Here is a 26,813-nt window from a genome sequence, read left to right as displayed (position 1 = left end):
CTTAGAGTTCACTCCAAGTCAAGTAAAAAATAGGTTTGAATTCCAATTTTCTTTATGATAGGCTAAGTGTATTGGAAAGAAAAGGAGAGATAATGACGGTTTTAGTTCCTTACAAACGGATGCCCATTTGGAATCAGGATACGGTTCCCCAGCATTTTTTGACCAAGCACAATACCAAGGTGGGTACTTGGGCCAAAATCAAGGTCTTGAAAGGCCAGCTCAAATTTGAGCCCATTTCAGATGATAATGAGATTTTGGGAGAATATGTTTATGGTCCGACAGACGATATTCCTTTTGTGGAGCCACAGGCTTGGCATCGGGTGACCCTGTTGACAGAGGATACGGAGTTTTTCTTGGAATTTTTCTGTCAACCAGAAGACTATTTTGCCAAAAAGTATGACTATACTCGGACGCATTCGGAAGTCTTGGAGGCCTTACATACTATCAAACCTTGTAAGGTCTTGGACCTGGGCTGTGGTCATGGCAGGAACAGTCTCTACTTGGCTCAGCAGGGATTTGAGGTGACGGCAGTTGATAAACATGTGCCCAGCATCCAGACACTCTTGCAGGTCAAGGAAGTGGAGGACTTGGACTTGCAGGCTGGGACTTACGATATTAACTCAGCTAGTCTGGAGCAGGATTACGACTGGATTATCTCAACAGTGGTCTTTATGTTCTTGGAGCGGGATCGGGTGCCAGCCATTATCCGCAATATGCAGGAGCAGACACGACCTGGTGGCTATAACTTGATTGTGGCGGCTATGGATACGGAAGATGCGCCCTGTCCTATGAATTTCTCCTTTACTTTTGGAGCAGGTGAGTTGAAGGAATACTACCGTGACTGGGAACTGGTCAAATACAATGAAGATTTTGGTCAACTCCATAAGCGGGATGAAAATGGCAATTTCCTTAAGATGCGGTTTGCGACCATGTTGGCTAGAAAAAATGTGTAAAATATATCTAGAAGCACTTGCAAGGCAGGTGCTTTTGCGATACAATATATGTGCAAATGGGTATTTTATTATATGAAAGGAGAAGTCTATGAAAAAGACTTTTGTTCGTATAGCCACATTTCTAATGTTGGTTTGCCTATTCCCTGCTCAACTTGTTCAGGCCTGCTCAGGCTTTATCATTGGGAAAGGGTTGACAACGGATGGTTCTATCCTTTATGGTAGAACGGAAGATTATCCCTATCCACCAGATAATGGAGCGCACAATAAAAATTATATTGTGGTTCCAGCAGCAAGCTATGCTGAGGGAGATATGTTGGTGGATGAAACATTTGGTTTTACAGCACCACACTTGGCAAATGAGTTCAAGTACACCTCTACGCCTGATGCGGCGCGTGGGGATGGTTCAAATGGTAATTATGGGGCGCATGGTTTTAATGAAAAAGGCGTATCCATGACTGCTACTGTAACAGCTATTCCAAATGCTAAAGTCTTAGCAGTTGATCCTCTAGTTGAAGCTGGAGGGCTGGGAGAACCAATTTTGATTGATTATGTTCTTCCTAGGGTCACTAGTGCGCGTGAAGGTGTTGAGTTGATTGCAAAGACAATCGATGAAAAAGGCTCAGCAGAAGGGAATATTGTTATTATTGCTGACAAAAATGAAGTTTGGTACATGGAAATCTTGTCAGGACACCAATACGTAGCCATCAAGTTCCCTGAAGATAAGTATGCAATTTTTGCAAATACTTACTATCTAGGTCATGTTGATTTTACCGATACAGAAAATGTGATTGCTTCTGCAAAGGTTGAAGAAGTAGCCAAACAAGCGGATAATTATGTGACAGTCGATGGACAGTTCCATATTGCTAAATCATATGGTCCTGCAACTTATGCTGAAGCAGACCGTTCCCGTGTGTATGCAGGTATTAAATTGATGGATCCAGCATCGTCTGTAACCTATGAAGATGCTGTGTATGATTTGCTACGTCAGCCAACAGATCCAAGTCGTCGCTTTAGTTTACAAGATACCTTTGCCTTACAACGTAACCGTTTTGAACATCTTCCAGAATTTCGTCCAGACGATGAAGCAGGCAAGGTAAAACAAGGGGATAATGGTGCGAATGACCAAGTGGTAGATGCGACTTATAAATACGCTCTTGGTAATGAAAACGTCATCGATGCCCATGTTTATCAGATCAATAGTAGCTTACCATCAGCCTTCGGTGGTACAGTGTGGTTGGGCTTGGCTCAGACAAGGAATACACCGTATGTTCCATTCTATGGTATTGTGACTGATACTTATGAAGCCTTTAAAAATCGCTCAGCTTCTTATGATACGAATTCATGGTACTGGACGGTACAAAATATTGATAAGATGGCCATCTCACACCCAGAGTTATTTGGTACATCGATTCAAGAAAAATGGATAGCCCTTGAAAATGACTGGATTGCTGTACAGGCAACTCTTGATGCTCAATATGCTGAACTTTCAGAAGATGCAGCTGTAGCCCTGGCTCCAACTGTAACCGAGGAAACCTTGGCTCGTTCAGCAGAGATTTTTGCCCAACTAAAAGCTGTTGAAGCTGAAATGATGGCAAAAATTGAAGCAGCAACACCTCCGTCATCCAGCAGCACCGACTCATCAAGCAGTACTGAACCATCATCAAGTGGTACCGAAACCTCAACCAGTACTTCAAGCAGTACAAGTCAGTCTACAAGTGCTTCTGATACAGGAGGAGCTACGGATACTTCCTCCTCCAGCGGAACAGTAGTGTCTTCAGATAAGAAAGTAACACCTACCAATAAAAAAGGTAAATCAAGTCTTCCTAGTACAGGTGAGCAAGTCAGCCTCTTGTTGGTGGCGCTAGGTGTTGCAGGAATTTTAACAGCAATTTTTCTTCATCGAAAAAAATCCAGTAAAGAATAAATGAATACGTAAAAGTAGGTTGGATTGAATTCAATCTACTTTTTTGAAACAATTTTGTTTACAAATGTAGTCGTATATTGTATAATTTGTTTACAGATGTAGTCAGAAAAGGAGTAACCTATGAAACAAGCAAGCTATCCCATTCAAGGTATGACCTGTGCTTCCTGTGCTATGACGGTTGAGAAAGCGGTTGGTAAACTAGCAGGAATGGAAGAAGTCAGTGTCAACCTAGCGACTGAAAAATTGAGTGTTAGCTATGATGAAAAGCTTTTGGGACTAGAAGATATTCGTCAGGCAGTTGAAAAGGCGGGGTATCAGTTAGTCGATAACTTGGTGACCGAGTCTTATGATATTTCAGGTATGACCTGCGCTTCCTGTGCTCTGACGGTTGAAAAAGCTCTGGGAAAACTAGAGGGTGTAGAAGAAGTTAGTGTCAATCTGGCAACAGAAAAGGCGACTATCCGTTATAGCCGTCATAGGCAAAATCCAGCTAGTCTTGAAAGAGCAGTTGAGCAGGCAGGTTATCAGCTGATTCGACCAGAAGAAGTAGAAGAGGCTGCGGACAAGGGACCGAGCAAGGAAGAAAAGCTGTGGCATCGATTTGTCTGGTCAGCAGCATTTACTCTTCCATTGCTCTATATTGCTATGGGGCCTATGTTGCCTTGGGGAGGGCTTCCATTACCAGCTTTGCTCCATCAACCGCTAGTCTATGCGATCAGCCAAGTCATCTTGCTCATCCCTATCCTCTATATCGGACGCAGTTTTTTCCAAAAAGGCTTTAAAACTCTCTTGCAAGGCCATCCAAATATGGATTCCTTGATTGCTGTTGGGACAGGGACAGCCTTGGTTCAGGGTCTTTTGATGATTGCGTTTCTTCTGATGGGGAAAGAAGTGGCCATGCACGGTCACCATCCAGAACTGTATTTTGAATCAGCCGCCGTTATCTTGACATTGATTACCCTAGGAAAATATTTTGAAGTTAGGTCCAAAGGTCAGACTTCTGAGGCGATTAAGAAATTGATGGATCTGGCTCCTAAGACGGCCCAGGTCTTGCGAAATGGTCAGGAAATACAAGTGCCGATTGAAGAAGTGGTGGTCGGTGACCAGGTCATTGTTCGTCCAGGTCAGCAGATTCCTGTTGATGGTCAGGTTCTCGAAGGCCAAACACGTGTGGATGAGTCTATGCTGACGGGTGAGAGTCTACCAGTGAAGAAAGCTCTAGGCGATAATGTTTTTGGCGGCACCCTTAACCAGCAAGGTGCCATTACCATGCAGGCTACCAAAGTTGGTCGTGATACGACTCTGGCCCAGATTATTCGCTTGGTAGAAGAGGCTCAAGGTTCTAAGGCCCCTATTGCCAAATTGGCTGACCAAGTATCAGCCGTCTTTGTTCCAGTTGTCATGGGCTTGGCTCTCTTGTCCGGTCTGGCCTGGTACTTCTTGGGTCAAGAATCCTGGATTTTTTCATTAAGTATTATCATCGCCGTCTTGGTCATCGCCTGCCCTTGTGCTTTGGGGCTGGCAACTCCGACGGCTATCATGGTTGGGACTGGAAAAGGGGCAGAAAATGGTCTTTTGTTCAAGTCTGGTCAAGCTATTGAAACCCTACAAGGTGTGAACACCATTGTCTTCGACAAGACTGGGACCATTACTGAGGGCAAGCCCCAGGTGACAGACGTTCATCTCTTATCTACTAAAAATCGTGAGCAGGTCCTCCAGTTGGCAGCAAGTAGCGAGCAATTTTCCGAGCATCCATTGGCTCAGGCCCTCCTGCAAGCTGCTCATACAGAAAAGATTGATCTCTTGCCCGCCACAGATTTTCAGGCGCTTTCAGGCCGTGGTCTTTCGGTGACAATAGCCGAGCAGACCATCTATCTGGGAAATGAAAGGTTGATACGGGAACAGGGAATTGATGTTTCCAAAGGATGTGCAGTTGCGGAAACATTTGCCCATCAAGCTAAGACGCCTGTTTTCCTAGCAAGCCAGCAAGAATTACTAGCAGTCATTGCCATTGCTGATAAAGTAAAAGGGACCAGCCGTCAGGCTGTCCAGGCTCTGCAAACCATGGGACTAGAAGTTGTCATGCTGACTGGAGATAATGAAAAAACTGCCAAAGCCATTGCCAAGGATGTCGGCATTGAGCAGGTGGTCAGTCAGGTTCTGCCAGATGACAAGGCTAACCAAGTCAAGCACTTACAAGAACAGGGCAAGACAGTCGCCATGGTAGGGGATGGCATCAACGATGCCCCAGCTCTAGCTCAAGCACATGTGGGTCTAGCCATTGGTTCAGGGACTGATATTGCCATTGAGTCTGCCGACATTGTCCTCATGCATAGTGATATTTTGGATGTGGTCAAGGCTGTCAAACTCAGCCAGGCAACCATGCGGACCATCAAGCAAAATCTCTTCTGGGCCTTTGCTTACAATGTGATTGGTATTCCAATAGCCATGGGGCTATTACATGCATTTGGTGGACCTCTGCTCAATCCTATGTTTGCAGGTGCAGCCATGGCCCTCAGCTCAGTGTCAGTCGTCTTGAACGCTCTGCGATTGAAAAGAGTGAAAATAGACAATTAGTTTTCTGACAGATATCACTGCTAAAAATCCCTACAGACTGGAGAGGCTACCTCTTATCAGTCTATAGGGATTTTTTCTTAGATTAGTGTTTTTATTATCCTTGCAGGAACGCCTGCTACGAGTGTGTTGTCAGATACATCTTTTGTGACAATCGCACCAGCAGCCACCACCGCATTCTTACCAATTGTCACTCCAGGTAAAATCGTCGCATCTGCACCTATCCAGGCATTTTGCTGGATACGAACTGATTTGAGTTCAAGTTTGTGACGATCTTCCGCTTTCAAGGGATGGTTGACGGAAATCAGTTTAGCACGGGGACCAATCAAAACCTGATCTTCAATAAAAATACCTCCCAAGTCTACCATAAAGACATCTTTGTTGATGTAGATATCCTTTCCGAAATGAATATGACGTCCAAAATCTGTTTGGAAAGGGGGATTGATGATAACGGATTCGTCAATCTTTTCCAATGTGAGCTGTTCAACGAGTTTTCGTGTGCTGTCAACGGTTTGAATGGAAGTATTCAATTCTTGAACAAGGGGCTGATTCTCTCTTTGAATATCGGATATGAGCTGGCGTAGGCCAGCTTTTTCTGGCACCAAGCGATCTCTATCAATAAACTCCTTAAAAACTGCTTCAATCATAGCAACTTTTCCTTTTCTTATGCAAAGTGTTGGCGGATAAATGCCTCGATTTCCTCGAATGGAATAATTTCCATTTGATCATAGAGGTCTGTATGGCTTGCACCTTCGACTGTTATCATCTGCTTGTTGCCACCTGTCAATTGTTCAAAAGCATCTTTGCCCATATAGTAGGAATGCGCCTTGTCACCATGAACAACAAGGACTGCATTTCTAGTTTCTCCAATGCTATCTAGTAGATGAGTGTTTAAGAGGCTTGTACCTGCTTGGATGGCCCATCCTTGATTTGAATTTAGGCTACGTTCATGGTAGCCTCGTTGTTCTTTATAGTAGGCATAATAATCTTTGACAAATTGTGGCGCATCATCTGGCAGCGGGTCAATCACGCCACCTGCAAGTTGATAGTTGTGATTTTTGAAATCCTCAGTCCGTTGTTTGGCAAGTGCTAAACGCATCTGATAGCGAGACTCCTCTGTATCGGATTCATCAAAATAACCCTTTCTAGTAACGCGAGACAAATCATAGAGAGTGGATGCTACGGTCACCTTGACACGAGGGTCAAGGGCTGCGACATTTAGGGCAATTCCTCCCCAACCACAGATTCCGATAATAGCAATGTTTTCCGTATCAACCTCATCTAAGGTAGATAGATAGTCGATCGCTGCTTGAAAATCTTCTGTATTGATGTCAGGTGAGTTCATGTAGCGCGGGCTACCACCGGACTCTCCTGTATAAGATGGATCGAAAGCAATGGTTAAAAAGCCGCGTTCCGCCATTTCTTGAGCATAGAGACCGGAAGCCTGTTCTTTAACTGCTCCAAATGGACCTGCAACAGCAATGGCGGGTAATTTCTCTTGAATCTGTTTTGGTTTGTACTGATCTGCCACTAAGGTGATACCAAAATGATTTTGAAAGGTCACTTTTTGGTGTTCAACCTTGTCACTCTTTGGAAATGTTTTATCCCATTCTTCTGTCATTTTTATTGATTTCATGTTTCTTCCTCCTCTTCTTGATTCTTATCATATCAGGGAAACAAAGATATTACAAATACCTATTTTATATGTTTTATATGCCTTATGAGCATGGTATAATAAAGTAAAAAAGTTGGAGGTAGATGATGGATATTCGTGTATTGACCTATTTTATTGCCATTGTACAAACAGGATCCATATCAAATGCGGCTCAGAGCTTACACATTACTCAGCCCACCTTATCACGGCAAATAAAAGAATTGGAGCAAGAGTTAGACACCATTTTGTTTTATCGTGGGAGTAGAGAAATTCAGCTGACAGAAGCAGGGCAATATCTCTACAATCGCGCATTGGAAATTACCAGTTTGGTTAAAAAAACAGAAGATACTCTTCGCCCAACGGAGATGATTTCTGGTGACCTTTACATTGGTGCAGCAGAGAGTCAGTCTTTGGAGCCTATTGCAAGAGCAATCGCAAGCTTAACCAGTCAGTATCCCAATACGAGAGTGCACATTCAAAGTGGAAATGCAGACCATATTTTAGAACAATTGCAAGATGGTATTCAAGATGTTGGGATTACCTTCGGGCGCTATTCTACAAAAAAATTTGACAGTCTGCCTTTACTTAACCGAGATAGTTGGGGGATTCTAGTCCCTCGTTTTCATCCTTTAGCTTCTAAAGAAGAGCTAGTGCTGAGCGATGTTCTAGCCTATCCCTTGATTGTTTCCTCCCAAAGCAATGTTGATAAGTCTATCTTTGCTGGATTAGGCGATTATCGGATCGTAGCGACCTACAATCTCCTCTACAATGCCTCTTTATTAGTAAAGGCTGGGGTTGGGATTGCTCTTTGTTTGGACGGAATTGTTGATACAAGCTATGATGGAAGTGGACTGGTCTTTCGTCCTCTAGATTTGTCAACGGATAGCTTGCAGCTTCTTTGGAAAAAAGGAGTGGTGTTGAGCCCAATAGCCAAGCGTTTTATTGAAATTCTTGAGGAAGACCTAGAGAATGCAAATTTAGATAGATAACTTACTAAAATTAGCAGTCAAAAAACTGGTAATTTTAGTCATAAACGCTTACAATAGATATATTAAGTGCAAGGGAGATAGATATGACAACCTTTATTGGAAAACCGGTGACCTTGGTAGGTCCACAGTTACGAGTGGGAGATGTAGCCCCTGATTTTGTCCTCATGGCCAATGATCTGAGTTTGAAAAGTTTGAAGGACTTTGGCAAGCAGACTAAGGTCATCAGTGTTGTGCCTTCTATTGATACAGGGATTTGCGATACCCAGACTCGTCGCTTCAATCAGGAGTTGGCTGATCGTGACAATACGGTTGTCATTACTATCTCGGCAGACCTGCCTTTTGCTCAGAAACGCTGGTGTGGCGCTGCAGGTTTGGAAGATGCAGTGACCCTGTCGGATTACTATGACCATGCCTTTGGTAAATCCTACGGTGTGCTCATGCGGGAGTGGAATTTGTTGGCGCGTGCGGTCTTTGTCCTCAATGCCGACAATGAAATCACCTATGTAGAATACCTGGACAATGTCAACGAACACCCAGACTATGAAGCGGCTTTAGAGGCTGTTAAATAAAAGAATATAACGATGCCTGTTCGGCATCGTTTTTTGGCTCTATAATTTCTGTAGTGGGTAAATCCACCATAGAGATTATGGAGCCTTTTTGAATATATACAAAAAGTCCCATATAACCTATAATGAAAAGCAACCACACTCACATTAGAAAGACTCATATGGAACAACTTTATCATACCACAGAACTAATCGGAATCAAAGACAAAAACATCAAAATTCTCTTTGTTTTGAAACATCAGACCCATCTAGAAATCAGGGCAAAGCTAGATTACGACAGCCCTGGTTGTCCTCATTGCCAAGGAAAGTGTATCAAGTACGACTTTCAAAAGTCGTCAAAGATTCCGATTTTGGATTGCCAGGGCTTTCCGACCCTCCTCTTGCTTAAGAAACGGCGGTTTCAATGCAAATCTTGCCAAAAAGTGACTGTAGCTGAGACAACTCTAGTCAAGAAAAACTGTCAGATTTCACAACCTATTTGGGAGAAAGTGACACAACTCCATACAGAAAACATGACCAATATAGACAATATGTAAAGACCCCCAGTTGAGAATTCGTGGATTTACCTGTACACTAGAATAAAAAAACAATCAACTTCTAACAGGAATTACCACACTCAATTGGAGGTCTTATATGTTTCATTTTACCACACTTTTCATCGGAATGGATGTTCACAAAGAAAGTTTTTCACTCTGCTATTATGATATGATGGCGAATCAATTCAAACATAGCACTAAAGTTGGTCCAAATGTTAGCTATATTGTGAACTATGTGAATGAGCTTCGTCGTTTATATGGTCAAGATGCAGAAGTGTTATGTGGCTACGAAGCCGGATGTCTTGGATTTACCCTATATCACCAGCTACAAGCTCACGGGATTCCTTGTATCGTGATGGCGCCTACAACGGTGATGAAGGAAGGATCTAAGCGTGTTAAGACTGATAAAAAAGATGCAGCTCAGCTCGCAAAAGCTCTGGCCTTTCGTAGCTATCGGCCTGTTCATATTCCTACTGTTGAGGATGAACAAGTCAAAGAATATATCCGCATGAGAACAGACCACAAAGTGGCTCTGAAGAAAATCAAACAACAAATTCTTGCCTTCTGTCTCCGACATGATTTTCGCTATACCGAGGGAAGCAGTAATTGGACACAGAAACATGTCCGCTGGCTCCGTTCCCTAAATCCTGATGGACTTTATGCAGAGATTTTGACAGAATATCTATTGACCTATGAGAAATTAGTAGATCAAATAGAACGGTATGATGCACGAATTGAGCAACTGGGTCAAAGCGACAGTTATCAAGAGAAGGTCTCACGGCTTTCTTGCTTTATTGGCATTAAAACACTAACTGCTCTTTCCATTGTGACAGAAATCGGTGATTTTAATCGCTTTGCGACAGCTCAACATTTTGCTTCTTATCTTGGGCTAACTCCTAGCGAAAATTCTAGCGGCGACAAGGAGAGAAGAGGTGCTATCACCAAAGCTGGGAATAGCCATGTGAGACGACTTCTGATAGAAGCTGCACAATCATTGGCTAAGGGGACGATTGGGTATAAATCCAAAGAATTGAAAAGGAGACAAAGTGGAAACCGAGTGGAGGTGATTGCTTATGCGGATAAGGCTAATGAACGCTTAAGAAGACGTTATCGCACACTTGTTCTAGGAAAAAATAAGAAACAAAATGTTGCTAAAACAGCTATTGCACGAGAATTGTCTGGTTTTATTTGGGGGATGATGACAGGAAGAATAGCTTGAAGTTAGCGCTTGTTTTCATGTACACTTTTGACCATTAAGTTTTATCATCGCAGAGCGATGAGGAATCCCTATTTCTATCCAAAATCACTGGGTGAATTTGGACAGAAATAAGGATTGAAATCATGTTTGAATGGAAAGTATCTTGAAGGAGTTTAGGACTTCAAGGTTTGAGTCATCTACGAAACGACTAAGTGGCACAATTGTGATCCACGCTTATAGAGAGTAGGACTCGCGGCAGAACCATTGACCTGTAGGTAACCAATCCACGAATATCAGAGTGGCCAATGCCCGAAGCTAAGAACTAGGCTCTTTCTAGATACTTTTCATTTTTTAATCAGTTCGATTGTTTTTACTTGACAAAGGGCTTTACATATCAGTCATCGCTAGGAGACTACATATTTCCGTATCGGTCGTCCAGAGGAAACTGGCTCAGTTTCAATTTGAGCATGATTTTACGAAATTACCAAAAGTCTTGAGCTGGGATGAATTTAGTCGGAACAAGGGAAAACTCGCCTTTATTGCTCAGGATTTTGAGACGAGACGCATTGTGACCATTCTAGAGAATAACCGCCAAGCAACCATAAAGAACTATTTCTACAAGTATCCTAGGGCAGTCAGAGAAACTGTCGAGGTCGTAACAGTGGACATGTCGGGTAGCTATATTCCCATCATCAAAAAACTATTTCCAAGAGCTAAAATTGTCCTTGATAGATTTCACATTATCCAACACCTGAGCCGTGCTATGATGACGACTAGAATTGATATTATGAAGACTTTCGATACGCGTTCCCTACCTTATCGATCCATGAAAAATCACTGGCGTATTCTCCAAAAAGATAGTCGAAAACTGTCTCGAAATCGCTTCTATTCCCGCACTTTTGGGCAAACAGTAACACCGAGAGAGGTTGTCCAGAAGACATTGGATTTCTCAAATGAATTGAAATTCTATTACGAACTCTACCAGATCCTTCTCTTCCATTTCCAAGAGATGAACTCGAAATATTTCTTCGAGCTTCTAGAAGACAATTTGGATCTTGTCAATCCTGCCTTTAAAACTGTTTTTAAAACTTTTCTAAAGTATAAAACGTACATCACGAACGCCATGGAGCTTCCATATTCCAACGCTAAGCTGGAAGCGACCAATAAACTCATCAAAGACATCAAGAGGCAAGCGTTCGGCTTTAGGAACTTTACGAACTTTAAAACCAAGATATATATTGCTTTGAACATCAAAAATGAGAGAACGAATTTCGTCCTCTCTAGGTGTTAGCTTTTCGTCTACCCACTACAGTTGACAATGAGCCTGTTTTTTTGCATTCAAAAAGCCACCATTTTCGAGGTGGCTTATTTTCGCTTGTATGTTTGTAGGACTTTAGCAGTTGCTAATCGGATAAAGGTCAGATAGAAACCTGTCACACCAGCCATTACCAGCAGGAGTTTCTGTAATTGTTCCCTGATAGATATGGTAGATAGAGTATTTGTGCCGACTAGTAGAGGATAGTCTTCTTGGAATGTAAATTGGAACTGATGTGCCAATAGAAGTAGCATGAACAGGATGAGAACATAGATAGCAACTTGTAGAAGAAGAGCAAGCAGGGTCAAGCTAGTGGCATATTGACTAGGGGATAGTCCGTTGATAAAGAGTAGGCCACGATGTTTGGAAAGGTCGGTCATGAGGAGCCAAGCTAAGAGACAGCAGATGACAAGGGGGATGATATAGATACTGGCAGGAAGAAGTTGCAACAAGGTCAGATAAAAATCCTTGGGAGCAGTAGGATAGTGAAAGGTAAGAGTTTGCTCTAGAACTTTTTTATAGACTGTGATACGTTCTGCCAGTTCGCTGTTTGTAAAATGATTGATATTGTGCCCGTTTGCCTCCCAGTTTTGCATGGTCTGGTAGAGTTCTAACTCCGTTTCCAAGACCTCCTGACTTTTTCCTTGGATATGTTCCTTTTCTAAGTAGGTGGTCGTCAGTTCCAAGAGTTTTTTATAATAATCCATGCTTTCCTGGTCTAAGGCTTGAGCTTCCTTATCGTCAGCATACAAGACAATTTCAGCTTCTTTTTTGACTTGTATGATACGGGATCGATCCTCAAATCGTAGGTTTTCGGCCTCTAGGACATTCCGATAGGACAGGGCAAGTGGGATGAGGGCGATAGCGGTTATCAGGGATAGAAAAATAGCATTGCGTCTCAGTCGTAGGATGAAAAGGGACAGTAGCTTCATGGTCAGACCTCCCTATTCAAATAGTTCTTTATAAATCTCTTCGGACTGGTGTTCCTGAGGTGTAATATCCAGAATTTCCACCTGACACGTCATGACTTGGTCTAGGTAGAAATGCAGACTATGAACACTCGTGTCTACCTGAATGCTATCATTGACCAAAGTCAATCCATTTACTTGTCTAAGTTTCTGCAAAACTGTCTGATTGTCACTAGTCTGAACGGCATATTGTCGCCCAACCTGTTCCAGTTTCCACTCAATGATTTTTCCCTGTTTAAGAAAGAGCAGTTGGTCGGTTAGTTGGTCTACTTCGTTTAATTGGTGGGAAGACACGATAATGGTTGAACCATTTTTGGCTAGTTTCTGGAGCAATTTTCGGGTTTGAATGTAGCTGGTCGGGTCCAAGCCGTTCAAGGGTTCATCCAAGAGCATGACCTGGGGCTTGTTCATTATACCGATAGCCAGCAGGAGATGTTGCTTCATTCCCAGGGAATAATTTTTGACAGGGATATTCACATAATCACGGATACCGATTTCTTGGATGACTTCCTCAATCCGCTCTTTGGGTAAATCTTGGATAGCCTGGACCAACCGCAAGTGTTCCAGCCCCGTCAATTCAGGGTAGAGGACACGGTTGTCCTGCAGGTAGGCAAAGGTTTGGTAGACATTTGTATTATCGTGCTTTTTGCCATTTATTGAAATCTCTCCCGAATCAAAGGATTGCAGGTTGGCAATGCAGTCTAGGAGGGTTGTCTTTCCAGCTCCATTTGGTCCAATCAAGGCCCAAATTCCAGGTTCCACCAGTTCTAGGTTTAGCTGGTCTAGTATGTTCTTTTTCCCGTAGGATTTGCACAAATTGTGTATGGATAATCGCATGGTTAGACCTCACTTTTTCTTGTCAGGAGATAGAATTGCAGGCAATAGATGAGTAGGTTACTGATGAGCAGGACTGTGAAGACTTTTGGAATGCTGTATCCTGTCAATTGATGGTAGATGATAGCACTTCCGTCTGCCAGATTGCCTGCATTCCAAAGGCTGAATGGATTTAAGATATGGGGATAGAAGTTGGCACTGATAGCTATGCCTAGTGTGACAACCAGTCCAGCCAGTCCATTTTTTAAGACTCTAGCCAAGGTCTGTGCCACTCCCAGCAAAAATAGAAGGTAGAGATAGTGCATGCCACAGGCTAGCAAGATGACCTGGTAAATAGGTTTGATAGCTGTTTGGATCAGGCTGGAATCAATTCTCTTACTAATATAGGTGGTGACGGGATAAATCCAGCTACTATTGCCATTTAGTAAAAAAGCGATGAGCAAATGGCTCAGATAGAGGGTTAGAAAGAGGGCAGTATAGAGTGTTAGGAAGGCTAGGTATTTATTGGTTGTAATTCGGATTCTAGTCAGCCCTAGGGTCTGTAAAAGGCGAATCTGCCGGCTAGTTCCCTGCTGGTCTTTGATGAAAAAATTGGTGAAAGTTAAGAGAAAGAGAGGAAGAGTGATGACCAGGCCTAGCTGTTTTTGACCCTGCCAGATTTCATGACTGGTTCCTTTTAAGGCCTGCTGCCCCAGGCTCTTGACGATTTCTCTATCTGTTGGTGTTTTGGGATTCTCAAAGGCTGTCAGGTAAAGCTCAGTTGGAAAGGCAGAGGGTATCTCCTTTTCTAACAGATACTTGGACATCAAGAAGGTATTTTCGATGGTTTGTGGGGTAAAATCATAGCTTTGGTAGGAAAGGCTGATGTATTGACCATCCTGCTGATAGTGCTGGATATTTTTCTCATAAAAATAGGTCCAGTCCTCCTTCTTGACCGCCTCAATCTCCTTTTGGAAGTTGGCGATATAGTTTGTAAAGAATGTTTTTTCAGCCTGGTAATCCTCTTCACTGAGAGTTTGAGTCTGATACTGTGTTTCTAAATCTTGTATGATATTTTCAAAATTTTGGACAGACTGTTCATAGTGTTGGATGACCTTTAGCTTGGCCTGGCGATTGTGGTAGCCTGCTAGAAGGGAACTAGCTAGAATCGTCATCAACAAGACCAAGATAGCGACTAAGTTTTTCTTGCTACGGAAAAATAGCTTACCTTCAATTTGAAACATAGATACCTCCAAAAGAGAAGAGATTGTAGAGACAGGAATTAATTTTTATCTAGAGATAGTTCCTGCATAGTAGGCTAAGTAATAACCGTCACTAGTTTTTTGATAATCGGTTAAGCGTAAATAGCCATCGTACTTTACACCGTGTGGATATTCATCGTAGTATCTAGTTTGAGTTAGCTTTTTAACTACGAATAATTTACTGTTAATGTAATAGGAACGAGGGAGTGCTGCAACTCTTAGCGAGGTTTCAGCATTTACAGATAGAGTTGTAGTTGTTACTATTGGGCTAATGATAGATAGTAGCAAGGCTGAACGCAAAACAATCTTTTTCATGTTATATTCTGCATTTATTTATAGAAAATATCTTCTCTGTATACTATTATATCAATATTTTTAAATGTAGTCAATATAAAATGAAAATATTAATATAAAAATGATGATATTCATTTTAAAAAAGAGTATAATATTCTTAAATAAATTTGGAGTATGTTATGAATAGTATAAGTGGTAGTCGTTTTAAGCAACGAAGAAAAGAACTTGGACTGACTCAGAGTGCTTTAGCTAAGGATATTTGTGAGCAGAGTTTGATTAGTAGAATTGAAAATACCAACCTTTCTCCCTCATCGGAAATCCTTTTTCTACTGTCTAATAGGCTGGGTGTGACCATGAATTATTTTTTTGAGGAATTTGTTCAAGAAAGTAGACATAGTATAGGAAAAATACGAACTATTTTCTCCCAACAATTGCTTCTCAGAAATTATGAAATTGTAGAGCAATTGTATGTGAAAGAGGTGGAAAGTAGGCACTTATTGAATGAGGAAGATAAAGCTTATTTAGATTATATTTTTATCTTGGTTCGATTTTACTTATACAATGAAAGGGATTTTGCGACAAAAGAGTTTGATAGACTAAATGCTATTATCGCTCCTCATTACTATTTTTATTTAGATTTTTTGAACAGTTACACTATTTTTCTAGGTGAAGTTGGTGAAGATGACAAATATATGGAGTTGGTCAGCAATGTAAAATCAGAGGTGAATAAGCTGGATTTATCAATCAATGCTGACTTTCAAGCCTATATAAAGATTGGTTACAATTATGCTAGATTTCTTCTAAAACGAAAACAGACGAACTTAGCTTTAGATGAAGTGACAGAACTGATTAACCAATTGAATGCCTACAACAGTAGTTTTTTATTGCCAGATTTACTATGTTTGTTGGGGAATATCAGCAAAGGCTTATTGAGAGAAGATGAAGTTTTAGACTTGTATGAGCAGGCACTAGTTTTATACAAGTTACAAGGAAATACAAAGTTATATTTGTCATTGAAGAATTTTTTAGTAACAATGGGTAAGGAAATATATTGAAAAATTAGTTATATAAAAAAGGAGGTATGTATGAAACGGATAGTTACAATGATTTGTCTGCTTCTCGCAATCGTAATGGTAATTTTTCCTGTAAAACGAACCGTTACGAGAACTTCTGATGGATTTGATCCTGGGGTCATCAATATTATGAAAAAGTAAGGGACTTGAATATTTTTGTCTAATTTGATATACTAAATTTATTAAAAACAAGGAGGGTCTTTTATGGAAAAGACACAGATTATTCAAGACGTTTTGGCTCTCATTCAAGACTTGAATCGGGCCTTCCAAGCAGATAAAGTAGGAACAGCTGATGAACAGCGATTGCAACATAATCTGACAGAGACGACACGCATATTGTCGGAGGCCGAGTCTGTTACCAATTCTGAACTGATTGCGATTGAGAAATTTTATCGTTCGACCAGTTTTCTAGTTGGATTAGGTGATCTGCGATTGAGTGAAACTAGCAGGCAGGCTTGGCAGGCCTTCGATCGCTATTACTACCAAACCATCAGAGAAGAACTCAAACTCTATGGTGGCTCTGCCATTGCCCAAGTATAATAGATGTTAAGGGAGTGGGACAAAAATCGGTAACCCGCAGGGTTCGATTTTATCGTCCCACCCCCGCACAGTTGAGTAGGGCTGTAAAAGCTGATAAAATCAGCTAATTAGAGCCCACTCAACCACTGCGTCAAGTTTAACTATTGAAAAAAACTAAGGAGGCCAGGACTTTTGTCCCAGCCTCTTTATGTTATAATATTACTAAGAAAAGCGAGGTGTACCATGTCCTATATCCAAGTAATCAATTCGTCAAAATACTATCAAATGGGGGATGCGACCATTGTGGCCAATGACAGCGTGTCCTTTGAGATTGAGCAGGGTGAGTTGGTCATCATTCTTGGCTCATCTGGTGCGGGTAAATCCACTCTGCTCAATATCTTGGGAGGCATGGATAGCAATGACGAGGGGGAAGTTTGGATTGACGGTGTGGATATTGCCAAGCTTTCAAGTCATGAACTGACCAATTATCGTAGAGATGATGTAGGCTTTGTCTTTCAATTTTATAACTTGGTTGCCAATCTGACCGCTAAGGAAAATGTGGAATTAGCTGCAGAAATTGTCAAGGATGCCTTGGATGCCGAGGAAGTCTTGGAACAGGTCGGACTTGGCCATCGAATTAATAATTTCCCTGCTCAGCTTTCAGGCGGTGAGCAGCAGCGGGTTGCCATTGCCCGTGCTGTTGCCAAAAAGCCTAAAATTTTGCTTTGCGATGAACCGACAGGCGCTCTGGATTACCAAACAGGTAAGCAAGTCTTGCAAATCCTGCAAAATATGTCCCGCAAGCAAGGGGCAACGGTGATTATCGTGACCCACAATAGTTCCCTAGCCCCTATTGCAGACAGGGTCATTCGGATGCGGGATGCCCGTGTGCACTCTGTTGAGCTAAACGCAGATCCGCAGGATATTGCAAGCCTAGAATATTAGTGGGTGAAACTATGAAAAAGAAAATCTACTGGAAGGATATGAGGCAATCTCTGCTTTCTTCCAAGGGGCGTTTTTTGTCCATCTTTAGCCTGATGATGCTAGGAGCTCTAGCTTTAACAGGTCTGAAAGTAACAGCTCCAAATATGGAAAAGACGGCCCAAGCCTATATAGCCAGTTATCGAACGATGGATTTGGCGGTAATTTCAGGTCTGGGACTTAGTCAAGCTGACCTTGACGAATTAGAAACGATAGAAGGTGCTACTCTTGAAGCGGGCTACTTTAAAGATGTGGTTACTAATGAAGGCCAGACTGCAATTCGGCTGTTTTCAGCTCCCCAGAACCTATCGACCTATAAGGTAGTAGAAGGGGAAATGCCCAGTCAAAAGGGGCAAATTGCTCTGTCTCTTTCCTTGCAAGCAAGCTATCAATTGGGAGATACATTTCAAGTAAACGAGCCTGACAAGGATGGCACCATCCTGACCCAAACCACCTTTAAAGTTGTTGGTTTTGTGGCTTCGTCAGAAATTTGGGACAATGAAACCATGGGCATGGCTGCAAGTGGTGATGGGCAGTTAGGTGGCTATGGCCTTGTTAGTCAGGATACCTTCAAATCAGAAGTTTACACTATTGCCCGTATTCGCTATGATGATTTGGTTGATTTACCATATTACAGTCAGGCCTATCAAGACAGGTTGGACCAGCACCAAGAAGACTTAGAAAAGTTATTGGCTAACAATGATGAACAACGATTAGCAACTATTCAGTCAGATGGACAGACAAATATTTCAAAAGGGGAAGAGGAAATTGCTCAGGCTCAATCTCAGCTGGATCAAGCAGCAGGAGAATTGGCATCTGGGAAAGACCAGCTCGCAAGTGGTCGCAGTGAGTTTGCGCGTGGTAGAGCTAAACTAGTTCAATCGGAAATGGAATTGCGAACCGTCCTTGCTCAATTGTTGCAAACCAAGTTTCAATTGGATGAAAGTAAAAAAGAGTTGGACAGCCAGAAGGATAAACTAGACCAAAGCAAATCTTTTTTGGATGTAAGTCACGAGGGACTACTTGAAACTGCTCAACGCTTGGAAAGTGCCAAACAGCAACTGGATTCCCAAAATGCCCAACTGAGTCAGACCGCATCTCAGATTTCCACAGGGCGAGCTAGTTGGTTTCAAGCTCAGAAAGAGTTAGACCTTGAAATTGCCAATCACTTGCAAGAAGGCCAAACCCTCTCAGACTATCCTGACTTATTGGCTAGACAGGAAGGTTTGGATGTTGAGAAAAGCCGATTAGACCAAATGGAATCTGCACATGAGCAGGCCAACCAAGCCTATTTACAAGGTTATGATTACTATCAAACCAAACAAAATGAATACAATAGCAATCTAGCCCAGTACCAAACTTGGAATCAAGAATATCAGGCAGGTTTGGCCCGTTATCAAGCAGGTTTGAGTCAGTATGAACAAGGCATTGTAGCCTACAATAAAGGAGTAGAAGACTATGAATGGGGACTGAGTCAGTTAGAGTCTTCAAATCAACTGCTCCGTCAGGAAGAACTCCGTTTGGAGGAGGCTGATAAAGAGTTAAGTCAAGCTCAATCCCAATTTTCTGAGAAGAAAGCCACGGCCGATCAAGAAATTAGCCAAGCTCAAACCGAGATTGCTCAGGCTAAATCCGACTTAAGTAAGCTGGAAAAAGCGCCCTATCAGGTCTATACTCGCTCAAGCCTACCAGGTGGAGATGGCTATACTACCTATAGCAATGCGACTAGGTCTATTGCTGCAGTGGGCAATGTCTTCCCAGTTGTTCTCTACCTTGTCGCAGCTCTAGTGACTTTTACCACCATGGCCCGTTTTGTCGATGAAGAGCGAACACAGTCAGGTCTCCTCAAGGCCCTTGGCTATACGAATAGACAGATTATGGCTAAGTTCATTCTCTATGGTTTGGCGGCAGGTCTGGTAGGAACAATAGTCGGTATAATCGCAGGTAATCTCCTCCTGTCTCCACTTATTTCCAACATTATTACGCAGACAACCGTGATTGGACCAGCTAAACTTCATTTTTATCCCCTTTGGACAGGTTTAGCCTTGCTCCTGTCTTTGGCTTCCTCGGTCCTGCCAGCTTACTTGGTGGCTCGTCGGGAGCTGACAGAAAAACCTGCTCAGCTACTTTTACCTAAGCCACCAGTTACAGGCTCCAGCATTTGGCTAGAAAAATGGCCAGCTATCTGGTCTCGTCTAAGTTTTACCCACAAGGTGACAGCCCGCAATATCTTCCGCTACAAGCTTCGTATGCTTATGACCATCTTTGGAGTAGCAGGGACCGTCGCCCTTCTTTTTGGAGGACTGGGTATCCGTTCCTTCATCTCAGGAGTTGTCCAACGACAGTTTGGGGAGCTGATCCATTATGATATGTTGGTGGTGGAAAATAGCAGAGCTACTGAGGAAGAGTTGGATAAGTTAACACATTTTCTTCAGTCAGATCAGGTTCGCCAATCCTTGCCAGTGGCTTTTGAACAGCTCAATCAAACAGTGGAAACTAGTGGCCAGAGAAAAAATATTTCCATTGGACTGTATATTTCAGACCGTCAGGACTTGGGAAATCTAGTCAGTCTTGAAAATTCTTCTGGTAAAGCTATCCAGCTGAGTGACAGGGGGATTGTTCTCGCAGAAAAATTGGCGCAAATCTACGGGGTCTCTGTTGGTGATAAGTTATCACTGACCTTGGAAGATAAGGAAGTTTCAGTCAGGGTAGAGGCTGTGGCTGATATGTACGCAGGGCATTTTATCTATATGACAGATAGCTACTACGAACAAGTGACCAGCAAGCAGAAGACTGCCAATGCCTATCTGGTTCAGTTGAAAGACAGTCAGTTGGGGCATATTCAGACTCTTGCAAGTCAACTCCTAGCGATGCCAGCAGTCAGGAGTTTGGTTCAAAATACTTCTCTTATAGACATGCTTACCACGATTGCGGGCTCGCTTCAGACCATCATGACCATTCTAGTCATCCTATCCATCTTGCTTGGCTTGGTTATTCTTTACAACCTTACAATTATCAATATGTCTGAACGGATTCGTGAATTATCCACCATCAAGGTACTGGGCTTCCACAATAGAGAGGTGACCATGTACATCTATCGTGAAACCATTGCCCTTTCGCTGATTGGTATGTTGGTTGGACTGGTTAGCGGTATTTATCTCCACAAGCTCCTTCTTGCCATGATTGGTTCGGACAGTATCCGCTTCAATCCATCTGTCGGACTAGAAGTCTATCTCATTCCTATCTTAGCCATTAGTGGAATTTTGGCTGCTCTTGGTTGGTACGTCAATCACCATCTGAGAAAGGTGGATATGCTGGAGGCCTTGAAGTCAGTTGATTAGGGAGTGGGAAAGAACTCGAGTGGTCTAAAAAGAGTTCGTCAACAAGTCCTTATTTCCAGTTGTTGAGCTGAAACAGTCTATCCCCAGACTGTTTCACTCCCGCTCCCGCACAGCTCAAACTGTCTGGGAGACAGTTTGAGGTTGGAAATAGAGCGAACTTTGTTCGCAACAGTCGTAATGGTCAGATTTGGAGTGTAAAACACGAACAAATCCGCCAATCAACCACTGCGCTGAGATGTTGACACGAACTCTAAGAAGTGGTGCTGGGCTTTTTGCCCAGCCTCTAACCCGAGCCTGAAAACACGGAAGCGGATAGTTTGTATTGTGAACTAATTTGAAATATGAGAAACACAGCTATAAAGCAAAAAAATCCTAGTGCATCTAGGATTTTTTTGCAAACATAAGTCTAGAAATATGCTATAATCATCTCATGAAAAAAATAAGTGATTTAGGATTAACAGGTCGAAAATTAGTTGGAGAAGGTCTAATCTTAGTCTTCATCGGTATTGGATTTTTAATTGCTGGTTGGCAATTTCCAAGACTGATTCTTCGATTTGTTCACGCAGGTCTATTCTTTTTAGCTTTATATGAATTGAGCATGATATTTTTCAGAAAGAAGAAATCGAGTGAAAGTGTCATTGCGCTAGTTGGGAAGGCTGTTCTTTTCGGGATCCTAGCCAGTCTCGATTTAGCTGTTCAAATTCCCCTCTATTTCGCGGCTATTTTTGTTGGGATTTATCAGCTTTTTACGGCAGTCATTAATTTTATCACTTTTTATCTATATCGAAAAGATGGGGTACAGCCACGGATTCGCTATTTAATAGATGGAATTTGGTTATCCTTACTAGGTTCAGCTTCCCTATTTGTGTCAGGCACACAGCTGGTTGTTCAAACCATTGTCATCGGAGGTTATCTGGTCTTGTACGGACTAACTAATCTGCGTGATGGTTTCTTGTTTGAGGAGGCTATTGAGCAACAAAATCTTAAGCGCCATGTCCGTTTGCCCCTACCTTTATTTTTAGCAGCTTTGATTCCTCGTATGACCCTGCAAAAAGTCAATGATTACTTGGCGGATAATAAGGGACAAACGGCTCAGTCTATCTACAACCGCCACAAAGAAATTGCGGAGCTTCCAGCATTAGAAGTCTTTGTACACGTTGGGGAAGAAGGGTTCGGAGCAGTTGGACATGTTGATTTGAGTTACAAAGGACAGGTTTATGGTTATGGTTCATACGATGTCCTGTCTGAGCGTTTGGGTGGTGCGATTGGTGATGGAGTCTTGTTCAAAGCAGAGCGCCAAGCCTATATTGACTTCTGTAATCAAGAAGGAATGACTATGTTGGGTTATCAGCTAAGCCTGACACCTGAACAGGAAGAAGCAGTTGAGGCTCGATTGGCTGACATTGATAATCTGCTCCTACCTTGGAATCCAAGTCCTGAAAAAGTATCGAAAACAGCCGATGGCCAGCCGATTGAAATGTATGCCTATCGAATGAAAGAGGCAATACATGCGGAATTATTCAAATTTAGAAAGTCTAAATTTAAAACCTATTTCGTCCTATCTACTAATTGCGTTCTTCTGGCTGATTCTGTGATTGGACAAGCTGGAACCGATATACTTGGTATGCGTGGATTTATCGCACCTGGAACCTACCAATCTTATCTGGATCAAGAATTTGAAAAGCCACATAGCCTAGTGGTGGCAAAAAACATCTATTATCGTAAAGAAAAATCCTAGTCTCGGCTAGGATTTTTACTATCTTTCGTTCAATAAAATGGGATACTTATTGGCATCTTTGTTTCCAATGGAACAAAGATAATGAATTTATCAATCATTGATTGTTTCAAGTAATAGTCGGATAGCTTGTAATACTTTAGTTTGTTTTTCTTGAGGAAGCTGAGTAATCGCTTCAAAGACTTCACGAGCTTCTGGACTGGCTTCGGAAATCTGAAAATTAAAGAATTGATCGGGAGTGACGGACAAGGCTTCCATTATTTTTTCTAAGGTTTCAACTTTAATATTGGAAGACTTTTTCTCCACGTTATGGATATAGTTGGTTCCGAGTTCTGCTTTTTCGCTGAGTTGTTCTTGACTTAGCTTTTTTTCTTGGCGAAGATATCGAATACGATTTGTAATATGTTCTTGTAATGGGTACTGTTTCATGAAATTCCTCCGAAAACTACCAATTGAAAACAAATCACTGTTTTTCGTGGTAAATAATAAAAAATAACTTTACAGAGTGATAAGGATATGGTAGTATAATGGATATAGTATATAAAAATTATAGAGAAAAAAGTCTCTTTTGTCCATAAAAAGAAAGGATTGGCTATGTTTGGTGCAATAGTTGGAGATGTCATTGGGTCACGATTTGAGGGGAGAGATATTAAGTCAAAAGATTTTGATTTATTTCATCCAAATTGTCGATTTACAGATGATAGTGTCATGACAGCTGCAGTTGCGGCTAGTTTCTTGGGTTTGAATGAACCATTTGATGATTTAGAAGTAGCTTTAGTCTTGAATATGAAAGATTTTGGTAAGCTGTATCCTAGAGCTGGTTACGGTCCTCAGTTTAAAAAATGGATTGAGAGCAAGGATTCAGAACCTTACAATAGTTTTGGGAATGGATCTGCCATGCGTGTCTCAGCCTGTGGTCATGTCGGTAAATCACTCGAAGAGACACTAACCTTAGCTGAACGTGTTGCTTCTGTAACTCACAATCATCCAGAAGGAATCAAGGGAGCCCAGGCAGTAGCCGGTGCAATCTTTTTGGCTCGAACTGGAAAAAATAAAGAAGAAATCCGCCAGTTTGTAACTGACAATTTCTACAATCTTGATTTTACGCTGGATGCTATTCGTCCCTCATATCAATTTGATAGTAGTTGTCAAGGAAGTGTTCCTCAAGCCATCGTAGCATTTTTAGAAGCAGACGATTTTGAAGATGCGATTCGTAATGCAGTGTCTCTTGGTGGAGACAGTGATACCCTGGCTGCTATAGCTGGCAGTATCGCTGAACCATTTTTTGGCATTCCAGAAGAAATTGTCTATCGAACTACTGATTACCTACCTAGTTTAATTATGGAAGTTTCGTATTATTTCGAGCAAGATTATCCAAGTAAAGGTCTTAGACGTTCTCACATGAACGAAGGACAATTTGAAATGGTTAGCCTTTTCCAGTTAATAGATGATTGTGTTGGTAGAATCATTCCTAAAGGTGCACCGGTTGAAATATTAGAAGAATATCCGAATGGTGCAATCAAAGTACAACCTGATGAGCAATTTATTCAGTTAGATTTTTCGTCGTTTGATAAAAATTTAGTGGACAAAGCAAGGAAGAATAAGGAGCATGCCCCATTTGATGTTGTAGTAGAGGGTGTGCAGTACGTTGTTGACAACTCTTTGGATATATTAGGTCAGCTCGGCAATGAGCTAGGAAAAGGACTAGGTGTCGTAGGAAATGAGGCTGGTAAAGTTGTTCAAGGCTCAGCAGATTTCGTAGGTCAGCTCGGCAATGAGCTAGGAAAAGGACTAGGTGTCGTAGGAAATGAGGCTGGCAAAGTTGTTCAAGGCTCAGCAGATTTCGTAGGTCAGCTCGGCAATGAGCTAGGAAAAGGACTAGGTGTCGTAGGAAATGAGGCTGGTAAAGTTGTTCAAGGTTCAGCAGATTTCGTAGGTCAAATTGGCGCTGATTTAGGAAAAGGTTGGAATCATTTATGGAAATCGGCAAATAAGACGACTCAAACCAAGGACAAAACAAATCAAAAATCTGCTGAAATGTCTGGTGTAAAAAAAGAACCAGCTAAGAAAATGCATTTTGATTCTATGGAATCATTACAAAGTGTAGTTCATATCGTAAATGAAGCAGATTTATCAATTCTGGATCCAAATCGTATCATTGCTGATAGTCCTCTAAAAGATGTGTTGGCTATGGGGTTAGGAGCAGGCTTAGGCGGTGTTGTTTCTTACGGTGCCTTATATGGACTAGGAACAGTGGGGCTTTCGGCTGCAGGAATTACCTCAGGTTTAGCTGCTGCTGGCGCCCTTGTTGGTGGTGGCATGGTAGCAGGTTTGTTTGTACTTGCAGCTCCAGTTGCAATTTTAGCAGGTGGTGGTTTAACAATTGCCAATATTCTTACCCAACAACATCTCCAACAGGAGAAGAAACGCCTCTATAAAGTTGCATTACAAAAACATCAAGCTATCATCGAGGCTCTAAAATCTGAAAATCAAGAGAATAAAGAACGGATTGATTATTTGACCAGTTTAAATATTCTATTGCAAAAAGCTATTGAAGAATTGAAAGAGGATATAGGGACGCAAGATGAATCAGAACAAGCAGAGTCGATATAAATATAGCCAAGGCGAAAAGGAAGTATTGAAAGTTCTAAAATACCAGCAACAGGAATTGGTAGGATTGGAAAAACAAAGACAGGAGGATACCAAACGACTTGATCAGCGAATCTCGTCTAGTGAAGAACTTCTGATTTCTTTAGGTTATCAACTTCCAAGTAAAGCTAAGATGACTAAAAATAAAGAAGCTCAAATCGGTTCCAAGAAAGAGCTAACCGTACTTTCCTGGGAGCAATTAGTAGAAAATGCTAATCAGCAAGTTCAGGACGATATTGTTTTTGAAGATATATTGACTGCTGATGAAATAGCAGAAAATCGCGAAGTGCTGAAAGCACTTAATGCTGAATACAAGGCTATCTATAGTCTCGATACATTTGATATTTTGCTTGGGGTGGGAAGTGGGATTCTAGCTTCACTCGTTGATATTCTTTTGATTGGAATGCCTACAAAGTCGGCTGATGCTGGACCGCTTGCCAACTATGTCAGAGATCGATTTAAAGCAGTATTTCCACCAGGAGAAATGGAAAATTTGGAATTTGCTAAAGTTCCATTTGATGCTCAGGATAATCGAAATACTGGACGTATCATAAATGGACTATCTCCACACTATCATCGTCTCTATTCCTTGGGACATGATCCATTACTGGGTCTAATCTTTGGTGTAAGGGATATCATGAATGGACAAATGACAGTGATTGATAAATTTGGGAAAATCGTCATCCAGGATATGCCTAACTATGTAGATCGTAAAGAAGCAAATATTTTTTTGGCAATAGCAAAGCAACTGGTCCATTTTAAATCAGATATCACAACTTCGATGGGATTACCGGCTCCGCTGATGGGACTTTTTAACCTCTTGCAATTTGGTCAAATCGGCGAAGAGGAAGAAACCATCGCTCAAATTGTCCAAGGAATGTATTATGACGGCTATGATTTTATACATTTTGCGACCATGTCCATTCCAGTGATGATTATTGAAGTTTTAGTGAGGGTGGGCTATGCTTGTCGCCGTATGTCACAGGGAGCAAGTCTCTCAGATGCCGTTGCCTTTTCTACAGACAGGAAAAAATATCCAAAGTTGGGAACTATTCTTTTTACCGCTCATTCAGTCAGTACCGCTGTTAATCTCGGCAAAATCATTATTACCGAAAATCCCCTTGCCATTAACTATCCACAATGGTTAGCATTTTTCAAATACTCCTATCAAGAAGTACATTATCAAATGTTTATAGAACCGGAACAAAAACGTAGATTCTTTGAGGAGAATGATAATTTACAATACGATAAAATTTATGCCAATATAGATAAGTTCTTTGAAGAGGTCAAAGAAGATTATCAACTGACAATATGAAAACACATTTTAAATCCTAGTCTCGGCTAGGATTTTCTGTTATGTGACTTTTAGTCCGTCACGCTCCGTAAGGTGCGTGACAAATAAACCACCCGCTATGCGGGTGCGCGATGAAGGTTATACCAAAAAAACTCCAAACGCGATACAATAAAGG

The 26,813-nt window shown here is 41.7% G+C and carries 20 protein-coding genes and 2 pseudogenes; 15 read left to right on the top strand and 7 right to left on the bottom strand.

What is annotated here, in order from left to right:
• Positions 1-92: 92 nt before the first annotated feature.
• From CWM22_09370 to CWM22_09360, 3 genes are all read left to right on the top strand, one after another.
• Positions 93-953, top strand: a complete 861-nt coding sequence (locus CWM22_09370) for a tellurite resistance methyltransferase TehB (protein AUC92089.1) — start codon at positions 93-95, stop codon at positions 951-953.
• Positions 954-1,041: 88 nt separating this feature from the next.
• Positions 1,042-2,877, top strand: coding sequence for a dipeptidase (locus CWM22_09365; GenBank protein AUC92088.1), 1,836 nt, complete (start codon positions 1,042-1,044; stop codon positions 2,875-2,877).
• A 120-nt stretch (positions 2,878-2,997) separates the two neighbouring features.
• Positions 2,998-5,454, top strand: a complete 2,457-nt coding sequence (locus CWM22_09360) for a copper-translocating P-type ATPase (GenBank protein ID AUC92087.1) — start codon at positions 2,998-3,000, stop codon at positions 5,452-5,454.
• 77 nt (positions 5,455-5,531) lie between these two features.
• Here the strand turns inward: CWM22_09360 and CWM22_09355 are convergent, their stop codons facing one another.
• Both CWM22_09355 and CWM22_09350 read right to left on the bottom strand, forming a co-directional pair.
• The gene (locus CWM22_09355; protein AUC92086.1) at positions 5,532-6,098 is read right to left on the bottom strand and encodes an acetyltransferase; all 567 of its coding nucleotides are present in this window, start codon (positions 6,096-6,098) and stop codon (positions 5,532-5,534) included.
• 17 nt (positions 6,099-6,115) lie between these two features.
• Positions 6,116-7,087 carry an alpha/beta hydrolase gene (locus tag CWM22_09350; GenBank protein ID AUC92085.1) on the bottom strand — a complete coding sequence of 324 codons (972 nt, stop codon included), beginning with the start codon at positions 7,085-7,087 and terminating at the stop codon, positions 6,116-6,118.
• A gap of 125 nt (positions 7,088-7,212) precedes the next feature.
• On the opposite strand from CWM22_09350, the gene CWM22_09345 reads away from it, so the two are divergent.
• From CWM22_09345 to CWM22_09325, 5 genes and pseudogenes are all read left to right on the top strand, one after another.
• Complete coding sequence (locus CWM22_09345) at positions 7,213-8,094, top strand: LysR family transcriptional regulator (GenBank protein AUC92084.1); 882 nt, start codon at positions 7,213-7,215, stop codon at positions 8,092-8,094.
• An 83-nt stretch (positions 8,095-8,177) separates the two neighbouring features.
• The gene (locus CWM22_09340; protein ID AUC92083.1) at positions 8,178-8,663 is read left to right on the top strand and encodes a thiol peroxidase; all 486 of its coding nucleotides are present in this window, start codon (positions 8,178-8,180) and stop codon (positions 8,661-8,663) included.
• A 158-nt stretch (positions 8,664-8,821) separates the two neighbouring features.
• Positions 8,822-9,184 (top strand): annotated as a pseudogene (locus CWM22_09335) (ISL3 family transposase).
• Between the two features lie 109 nt (positions 9,185-9,293).
• Positions 9,294-10,415, top strand: coding sequence for an IS110 family transposase (locus CWM22_09330; GenBank protein ID AUC92082.1), 1,122 nt, complete (start codon positions 9,294-9,296; stop codon positions 10,413-10,415).
• 370 nt (positions 10,416-10,785) lie between these two features.
• A pseudogene (locus tag CWM22_09325) lies at positions 10,786-11,685 on the top strand (ISL3 family transposase).
• A gap of 74 nt (positions 11,686-11,759) precedes the next feature.
• Here CWM22_09325 and CWM22_09320 read toward each other — a convergent pair.
• From CWM22_09320 to CWM22_09305, 4 genes are read right to left on the bottom strand one after another with little or no spacing between them, the layout of a single operon-like run.
• Positions 11,760-12,641, bottom strand: a complete 882-nt coding sequence (locus CWM22_09320) for a hypothetical protein (GenBank protein ID AUC92081.1) — start codon at positions 12,639-12,641, stop codon at positions 11,760-11,762.
• A gap of 12 nt (positions 12,642-12,653) precedes the next feature.
• Complete coding sequence (locus tag CWM22_09315) at positions 12,654-13,514, bottom strand: ABC transporter ATP-binding protein (GenBank protein AUC92080.1); 861 nt, start codon at positions 13,512-13,514, stop codon at positions 12,654-12,656.
• A gap of 2 nt (positions 13,515-13,516) precedes the next feature.
• A complete protein-coding gene (locus CWM22_09310; protein AUC92079.1) occupies positions 13,517-14,734 on the bottom strand; it encodes a hypothetical protein in 1,218 nt (405 codons plus the stop codon).
• A gap of 45 nt (positions 14,735-14,779) precedes the next feature.
• Positions 14,780-15,067 carry a hypothetical protein gene (locus tag CWM22_09305; protein AUC92078.1) on the bottom strand — a complete coding sequence of 96 codons (288 nt, stop codon included), beginning with the start codon at positions 15,065-15,067 and terminating at the stop codon, positions 14,780-14,782.
• A 158-nt stretch (positions 15,068-15,225) separates the two neighbouring features.
• Here CWM22_09305 and CWM22_09300 point away from each other — a divergent pair, with 158 nt between their 5' ends.
• The 5 genes from CWM22_09300 to CWM22_09280 all read left to right on the top strand — a co-directional run bounded on the left by CWM22_09300 (position 15,226) and on the right by CWM22_09280 (position 22,698).
• Positions 15,226-16,101, top strand: coding sequence for an XRE family transcriptional regulator (locus CWM22_09300; GenBank protein AUC92077.1), 876 nt, complete (start codon positions 15,226-15,228; stop codon positions 16,099-16,101).
• Between the two features lie 222 nt (positions 16,102-16,323).
• Positions 16,324-16,659 (top strand): helicase BlpT, encoded by a 336-nt coding sequence (locus tag CWM22_09295; protein AUC92076.1) that lies wholly within the window; start codon positions 16,324-16,326, stop codon positions 16,657-16,659.
• Positions 16,660-16,881: 222 nt separating this feature from the next.
• Entirely contained in the window at positions 16,882-17,583 is a 702-nt protein-coding gene (locus CWM22_09290; GenBank protein AUC92075.1) for an ABC transporter ATP-binding protein, read from the top strand.
• 11 nt (positions 17,584-17,594) lie between these two features.
• Complete coding sequence (locus CWM22_09285; GenBank protein ID AUC92875.1) at positions 17,595-20,960, top strand: ABC transporter permease; 3,366 nt, start codon at positions 17,595-17,597, stop codon at positions 20,958-20,960.
• Positions 20,961-21,372: 412 nt separating this feature from the next.
• Positions 21,373-22,698, top strand: coding sequence for a hypothetical protein (locus tag CWM22_09280; protein ID AUC92074.1), 1,326 nt, complete (start codon positions 21,373-21,375; stop codon positions 22,696-22,698).
• Between the two features lie 90 nt (positions 22,699-22,788).
• Here CWM22_09280 and CWM22_09275 read toward each other — a convergent pair whose 3' ends face one another.
• A complete protein-coding gene (locus CWM22_09275) occupies positions 22,789-23,124 on the bottom strand; it encodes an XRE family transcriptional regulator (GenBank protein ID AUC92073.1) in 336 nt (111 codons plus the stop codon).
• 165 nt (positions 23,125-23,289) lie between these two features.
• Between CWM22_09275 and CWM22_09270 the strand changes: the two genes are divergently transcribed.
• Positions 23,290-25,308, top strand: a complete 2,019-nt coding sequence (locus CWM22_09270) for a hypothetical protein (GenBank protein ID AUC92072.1) — start codon at positions 23,290-23,292, stop codon at positions 25,306-25,308.
• Positions 25,280-26,659, top strand: a complete 1,380-nt coding sequence (locus CWM22_09265; GenBank protein AUC92071.1) for a hypothetical protein — start codon at positions 25,280-25,282, stop codon at positions 26,657-26,659. Before CWM22_09270 ends, CWM22_09265 begins: the two co-directional genes overlap by 29 nt.
• Positions 26,660-26,813: the final 154 nt, after the last annotated feature.

Origin of the sequence: Streptococcus suis (assembly GCA_002831545.1) — a bacterium.
GTDB lineage: Bacteria > Bacillota > Bacilli > Lactobacillales > Streptococcaceae > Streptococcus > Streptococcus suis_P.
This window is presented reverse-complemented; position numbering and strand designations above follow the sequence as displayed.